We start from the raw sequence: 1831 nt of genomic DNA on the forward strand, positions 1-1831 counted from the left end.
ATGGATTCTACTACATCCGTAGTTTGACGTATTCCGGCGGTGTCGATGAAGCGGAATTTCAGACCTTCCAGCACCATGGTATCCTCGATCACGTCGCGCGTGGTGCCGGCGATGCTGGTGACGATGGCTTTTTCTTCGTTCAAAAGTGCATTGAGGAGCGTGGATTTGCCCACATTCGGCGAGCCGATGATGGCAACCGGGATACCTTCTTTAATTGCATTCCCATAATCGAAAGACCTGATCAGCGGCTCAATGCTTTCTAACAGCCTTAAAATCAATGCACGCAGGTCGTCCCTTTGCGCAAATTCCACATCTTCCTCTCCGAAATCGAGTTCCAGCTCGATCATCGAGGCGAAATGGATCAGCTCGGTGCGTAATGCGGTGAGTTTTTTCGAAAATCCGCCGCGCAGTTGGTTTAATGCGGTTTTATGGCTGGCTTTCGAATCGGCCGCGATCAAGTCTGCGACTGCTTCGGCTTGCACCAGGTCAAATTGTCCGTTCAGAAATGCGCGCTGGGTAAATTCACCCGGCGAAGCAATGCGGGCGCCTTCCATGATAAGCGAACGCAAGATCTGACCGATAATATAGCTTGAACCATGGCAAGAAATCTCCACGGAATCTTCTTTTGTAAACGACTTGGGACTTTTAAAGACTGTCGCAAGTACTTCGTCGACGATCTCTCCGTTTGCGCGGATCGTGCCGAAATGCACGGTATGTGAAGCGACTTCGGTCAGCTTTTTACCTCTAAATATCCGACCCACCATCTCGATGCAGCCTGATCCCGACACTCTTATAACCGCGATCGCCCCTACTCCCGAGGCGGTCGCCAACGCGCAAATAACTTCCTGCTGGTGAATTGGTACAGTATCCATCCTGCAAATATGTGACTAAATCCACGACCGGGCAAAGATCAGGCGGACGAATGCCGCGCCGGGTGATTATGGAAGCCGGCAATTTCGATTTTCGTATCTTTGCGGCATGTTAACCGAAACTTTACCAATCTACACAAAAGCACTTCCGGTGATGGAAGCGTTTTATACTTTACAGGGCGAGGGGCAGCACAGTGGCCGGGCCGCTTATTTCATCCGCCTCGGCGGCTGCGAAGTGGGCTGTCACTGGTGCGACGTGAAAGAATCGTGGGACGCCAATATCCACCCGAAATATTCCATTGATTCAATTGTAGAAGGTGCATTACGATATCCCGGCCGACTGGCAGTGATTACCGGAGGTGAACCTCTGATGTACAACCTGGATGCACTTACCAGCGCTTTGCAGGAAGCAGGATTTAAAACCAACATTGAAACGTCCGGCGTTTATCCGTTTTCCGGACACTGGGACTGGGTTTGTTTTTCACCCAAAAAATTCAAAACCCCGCACCCCGACATTTACCAAAATGCCAATGAGCTCAAAGCGATCATTTACAACAAAAGTGATCTTGATTTTGCAGAACAGCACGCCGCGCTTGTCAACGAAAACTGCACGCTGCTGATGCAGCCGGAATGGAGTAAGCACGATATCATGCTGCCTTTGATGATTGACTATATCAAAGACAATCCCAAATGGAAAATGTCGTTACAAACTCACAAGTTTATGAACATTCCATAATGCGCCGGGCAGTCTTTTTCATCTTAATTCTAAGTCTTTCAGGATTTTTCAAAGTAGTGGCGCAAGAGGCTGCTTTATCCAAAAAAGGAAGGGAAAATTATGAAAAGGCGCAAAAAGCGTGGCAGCAGCGCCAGCTTGGCGAGGCAATTATACTGTTTGAAAAAGTACTTCAGGAAAATCCCCAAAGTTACGATACCCATTTAAGGCTCGCACAGATTTACGAGTT

General features: G+C 48.7%; 3 protein-coding genes. 2 read left to right on the top strand and 1 reads right to left on the bottom strand.

The window, feature by feature from the left end; translation table 11 throughout:
- Window positions 1-872 (bottom strand): tRNA uridine-5-carboxymethylaminomethyl(34) synthesis GTPase MnmE (gene mnmE, locus ACTIE6_RS23160; protein ID WP_439558892.1); only part of this gene is annotated, 872 nt, incomplete at its 3' end.
- 106 nt (window positions 873-978) lie between these two features.
- On the opposite strand from mnmE, the gene ACTIE6_RS23165 reads away from it, so the two are divergent.
- Window positions 979-1605 (top strand): 7-carboxy-7-deazaguanine synthase QueE, encoded by a 627-nt coding sequence (locus ACTIE6_RS23165; protein ID WP_439558893.1) that lies wholly within the window; start codon window positions 979-981, stop codon window positions 1603-1605.
- A partial coding sequence (locus tag ACTIE6_RS23170) for a tetratricopeptide repeat protein (protein ID WP_439558894.1) occupies window positions 1605-1831 on the top strand: 227 nt, incomplete at its 3' end. The genes ACTIE6_RS23165 and ACTIE6_RS23170, both read left to right, overlap by 1 nt.

The sequence above is a fragment of the Dyadobacter sp. genome, assembly GCF_051859145.1.
Taxonomy (GTDB): domain Bacteria; phylum Bacteroidota; class Bacteroidia; order Cytophagales; family Spirosomataceae; genus Dyadobacter.

Coding starts and splice junctions, on each gene's coding strand:
- ACTIE6_RS23165 (WP_439558893.1), top strand. CDS start 979: ATGTTAACCGAAACTTTACCAATCTACACAAAAGCACTTCCGGTGATG.